This window comes from Microcoleus sp. BM001215392 (assembly GCF_036700185.1).
GTDB lineage: Bacteria > Cyanobacteriota > Cyanobacteriia > Cyanobacteriales > Microcoleaceae > Microcoleus.
The window spans coordinates 1-4,225 of the sequence record NZ_JAUBOJ010000520.1 but is presented as its reverse complement, the minus strand read 5'-3'; the positions used below and the strand labels follow the sequence as shown (position 1 = coordinate 4,225).

Here is a 4,225-nt window from a genome sequence, read left to right as displayed (position 1 = left end):
TCAACTGTCAACTGTCAACTGTCAACTGTCAACTGTCAACTGTCAACTGTCAACTCGCAGCTTCATTTACCGGGAATCGATCGATCAACTGCATCGCCCGACAAGCATTTCTGCGCAAAGAATCAGCCACGTGAGGAACGTGAGGAATTTGAGACAAGAAATCCAAAGTCCGGCGCAAAATCCGCACCACATCGCCTTCATCCAGACTGGTATGGCTAATCAGTTCCAACCATTCCACGCCCAGAGCCCACTGTTCCACCAAAGTCACTAAGTCGCGTTCCAGCCAAATCGGGATCGCAGCTTCGTGGCGGTACTGCACTTGAAACAAGCGGCGGCGCAGGCCTTTTTGCAGATTGTCCAAAGGCGCCAAAACTTCCGGCGACAGCGAGTAATGAGTCCAACTGTCGGGCCTAGAAACTTCTGTCACCAAGGCCGCGCAAGCAGCAGCGAGGTGGTGGGGGTCGAGTTCGTCAAATTCAGCAGACATCAGAGACAGACCCAGCCAGAGTTCGTTATCGCCGCGAATGGCGGCGCAAGCTTGGCCCAAGATTGTGGGTACCAACCTGTCGGACGAATCATCTCGGTTTCCATCGGCTGAAACTACTCTTTCCAAGCAGCCGAAATTTAGCAAGATGTCAATTAAGTTGAGAAATTGCTCCCAGTAGCGAGCTCGCTGCTTTTCTAAGTCTTGTTCGGCTTTGCGGATTTCTTTTTTCAATTCTTCGCGGCGGCGCTGGCGCTTGAGCAAAGTACCGGGATTGCCCCATTCTAGAACTGGGTGAATTTCTAGTTTAGCTTCTTGGGCCTCGATTTTCTGCTGTTGTTCGATCGCCTCCGGGCTCGGTTCGGGTGCGGGCAATTCTGGGATCGATTGAGCAACAGCAACAGTTTCCTCTGTTCCCAAGCGGCACTGGCCGAGTCTCACGGTCATTGCCTCCGGCGGGCTCAGGGTATCTGCGACGCTCAAGCGGCGAAGTTGGGCGTGTAGACTGGCGACATCGCTAATGGCGACGACATACCAGCGGTTATCTTTACCCAAGCACACCAAATTTGGTGCTTGGCCCGAACCTGGGATTTTGGCAACCAGTACGGCGGGTATGGGGGTTGTGTGCGATCGTTTAGCTGTGGGAACGTGTTTGCCCTTGAGACTCAGAACCGTACCGAGGACTGCAAAAGCCACAGCCACGGACATCTCTTTAATTCGTGCTTCTTCAGCTTGCTGTAATAAAGTTTTGAGCAGACGTTTGTCTTCTTTGAGCCTTCCCTGCAATTTTTCGTAATGTGCGAGTTGTTTTTCCAGGGTAGAGACATCACCTCCGGCGGCCAGGGACTCTTCGAGCACTGCCAATTCTGCTTGCAACCTGTCTAACTCTGCTTGCTGCGGCTGCAAGTACAAAGTGGAGAGATATTGACCAAAACTGCGCTCTACCAACTCTTGAGCTTCTTCAAGAGTGTGAGTTTGCAGTAAATTCAGCACCATGCCGTAGCTGGGGGTAAACTGACTGGCGAGGGGGTCGGCTTTGGCTGTTGCCAAATAAGAGGCTTCTTTTGCGCCTTCAAAGCGTGTCTGAACTGCGACCACGTGCCCGAGCTCGTCCATACCCCGGCGACCTGCCCGACCGGCCATTTGCAGGAATTCTGAAGCGTTTAGCAGTCGGTGTCCCTTGTCGGTACGCTTGGACAGGGTGGAAATGACTGTGGTGCGGGCGGGCATATTAATCCCGGCTGCGAGGGTTTCGGTGGCAAATACGACTTTAATCAAACCTCTGCCAAAGAGTTCTTCTACTAAACCTTTCCAAGCGGGCAAAATGCCTGCGTGGTGGGCGGCGATACCTTTTAAAAGTGCTTCTTTTTGACCGAAGCGTTCTGCTTCAGGGTTGCGCTGTAAAAAATCGTCAATGATGCGTTTGAGTTCGGCTGCTTCGGCTTCGTTAACGAGGGAGAAATTGCTGACTTCTGCTACTGCTTGGTCGCACCCACGACGGCTGAAGATGAAGTAGATTGCTGGTAGCATATCTCGATCGTCCAACCGGGACAAAACCTCGGTCAAACTCGGGGTGGGAATGCTACCTCTTTCTGCTTTTTGCTGCTTCTTTTTGGGGACTAACCGCACATTAGCTCTTTTGCCGGTTTCGTCTAGCAGGGGAAATATCCCTTTTTGATTGGCGAAGTGGAATTGCAGCGGCACTGGCCGAAAGTCTGAGTATACAAGCTCTGTAGGCCCGTGAACTTTGTCGATCCAGTCTGTAAGTTGGGCGCTGTTAGCGACGGTTGCTGAAAGGGCGAGGAGTTGAATTTCACTGGAACAGTAGATGATCGATTCTTCCCAGACTGTACCGCGCTGGCGATCGTTCATGTAGTGACACTCGTCGAGCACCACAGTTTCGACTCCGGTGAGGGAAGCACCGACAGCGCCGATCGGCGTACCGTAGAGCATATTCCGAAAAATTTCGGTAGTCATCACCAAAATCGGCGCATCTCGATTGAAGGAGATGTCGCCCGTGAGCAAACCTACCATCTCGTCCCCAAATTGAGTGCGGAAGTCGCGCAGTTTTTGGTTGGAGAGAGCTTTGAGGGGAGTGGTATAGAAGACGCGCCGCCCCCGGGAGAGTGCTTGATGGATGGCGTATTCGCCGATTAACGTTTTCCCTGAGCCCGTGGGAGCGCACACGACAACGGATTTACCTGCATCGAGGGCGGCGATCGCGTCTCTCTGAAAGTTATCTAGCTCGAATGGAAATATGGTCTTCAGATCCAGCGCTGGGCGGTTCTGGGAAGTTTCTGACACAAGGATTATTATGAGGTTTCAGGGTAGGTATGCTTCAATCTTGCCGAAAGCAAGGCAGCAGAGGACTGTATTGATTTTAGACCAACGCCCGCCGATCGGCTATGAAAGAAGAAGTGATTAGTTATTGGTTATTGGTTATTGGTTATTGGTTATGAGTTATTGGTTATTTGCTACCAGTGCCCCATTCCCATTCCCCATTCCCCGATTCCCCATTCCCCATTCCCCAATTCCCAATTATCCTGTCTATGATTCCTGTTATTTCGACTATTCCTGTGGTGCAGCTTGCTTCTGGCGATCGGCTTTCGCTACAAGTGTATCAGTTTCGAGGTGCCATTCCCGGCAAAAAGGCTTACATACAGTCTAACCTCCACGGCGCGGAGATTAGCGGCAATGCTGTAATTCATCAATTAATTGAGTTTTTAATGTCCCAAGACAGCAATCAGTTAATTGGGGAAATTTTGCTGGTACCGGTTTGCAATCCTGTCGGTGTCAGCCAGCGATCGCACCATTTCTCCCCTGGCCGGTACAATCATTATGATGGGGAAGATTGGAACCGTATTTTTTGGGATTTTGAAAAAGAGGGCGAAGATATTCAGGCTTTTGCCAAATCTCACATCAATCTCGATGCTGATACGATCAAATACAAGTACAGAAAAGAGATTGCTTGGAGTTTTGCGAAACAGTTGGCAAGAATTAATGCTCCTAGTTGCCGGCCCTACAGTGAAATTTACCGCTACCAGCTACAATCTTTGTGTTTGGATGCTGATTACGTCCTGGACTTGCACAGTTCTACGAATCAAGCTGTAGATTACATTTACTGTTTTAGTTCCCGCTCCGAAAGTGCGAAGGCTTTTTTGCTCGATCGCGGAATCTTGTTCGACGAGTACGACGGCGATGCTTTTGACGAGGCGTTTCTCAAGCCTTGGCTGGCGCTGGAAAAGAGTTTAACCGAGTTGGGAAGCGCGATCGTATTTGATGTCGAAGCTTGGACTTTAGAATTAGGCTCGGGGATGCAGATGAATCCCGAGTCTGTAGCAAAAGGTTTGCGGGGAATCAAAAATTACTTAGCAACTAAGGGTTTGTTGAAGATAGAAGGATTTCCCCTCCCGGAAACGGCGGCGCACCCCATGATTTTGACTCCCAAGAATTCTGTCAAGAAATATTATGCTCCGGCGGGCGGGATGATTCAAAACCGAGTGCAGTTGGGGAGTTTTGTCAAAAAGGGCGATCGGCTTTATCAAATTCTGAGTTTTAACAAGAATGGGGAACTTCCGAGTTTAGTTGAGGTTAGTGCGGAGTCGGATGTTTTTGTTTTTGATGTTTCCACAAATCACTCGGTAAATCAAGGAGAATATGTGTTATCTGTGATGGTAGATTGATATTGTCTTGGTTCGATCGTTCGGAATGCGAGTCCGCATCATAGAAGGACTCGCATTC

Annotated in this window: 2 protein-coding genes; one reads left to right on the top strand and one right to left on the bottom strand. The window is 50.0% G+C overall.

Translation table 11 applies throughout. The features are described 5' to 3' along the window. Positions 1-49 precede the first annotated feature (49 nt). Entirely contained in the window at positions 50-2,788 is a 2,739-nt protein-coding gene (locus tag QT974_RS31910; protein WP_333472383.1) for a DEAD/DEAH box helicase, read from the bottom strand. A 245-nt stretch (positions 2,789-3,033) separates the two neighbouring features. Between QT974_RS31910 and QT974_RS31905 the strand changes: the two genes are divergently transcribed. After that, positions 3,034-4,167 carry a succinylglutamate desuccinylase/aspartoacylase domain-containing protein gene (locus QT974_RS31905; protein WP_333472382.1) on the top strand — a complete coding sequence of 378 codons (1,134 nt, stop codon included), beginning with the start codon at positions 3,034-3,036 and terminating at the stop codon, positions 4,165-4,167. Positions 4,168-4,225 lie beyond the last annotated feature (58 nt).